The organism is Cyclobacterium qasimii M12-11B, assembly GCF_000427295.1.
GTDB lineage: Bacteria > Bacteroidota > Bacteroidia > Cytophagales > Cyclobacteriaceae > Cyclobacterium > Cyclobacterium qasimii.
In genome coordinates this window covers 1-561 of the sequence record NZ_ATNM01000031.1, presented here as the reverse complement: position 1 = coordinate 561, position 561 = coordinate 1, and the positions used below count along the sequence as shown (strand labels likewise).

The following is a 561-nucleotide window of genomic DNA, read 5'->3' as shown; positions in this document are numbered from 1 at the left end:
AAAGGTGTGAATAGAGTTGTTTACGATATCAGTTCAAAACCACCTGCGACTATTGAGTGGGAATAAAAATAAGAACTGATTGCTAATTATAATCAAAGTGCAGTTTATAGTAAAATAGAATTCATGAAAAATATCTTAACCATCATTTTAATTGCTTTTACAATTGGTCTAAGTGCTCAAGACTACATTGAGCATACTGTTAAGCCAGGTGAAACAGTTGAAAGTATAGCCAAGGGTTATTTAGTGACTCCGTTTGATATTTATGCACTAAATCCGGATGCTAAACGTAAGTTTCAGCCTAATACAGTTTTAATTATTCCGAACTCTAAAGTTAAGAATAATGCTATTGTAGAAGATAGTAGAGAACTTATTGGTTATAAAAATCATAAAGTAAAACGTAAAGAAACCTTATACGGATTAACAAAAGAATACAATGTTTCTGAAGAAGAAATAAAAAAAGCAAACCGTTTTTTGTATTCTGAAAATCTTAAAAAAGGCGATAAAATTAGAATACCAAAATACAGAACGGTAGTATCTAAGCAAACATTAAATAATACAGTA

General features: G+C 29.6%; 2 protein-coding genes. Both read left to right on the top strand.

Annotation, left to right across the window (positions count from 1 at the left end):
• Positions 1 to 66 (top strand): GMP synthase (glutamine-hydrolyzing) (locus ADICYQ_RS30025; protein ID WP_152520451.1); only part of this gene is annotated, 66 nt, incomplete at its 5' end.
• A 57-nt stretch (positions 67 to 123) separates the two neighbouring features.
• On the top strand, positions 124 to 561 hold a 438-nt coding region (locus tag ADICYQ_RS03095; RefSeq protein ID WP_040414288.1), incomplete at its 3' end, for a LysM peptidoglycan-binding domain-containing protein.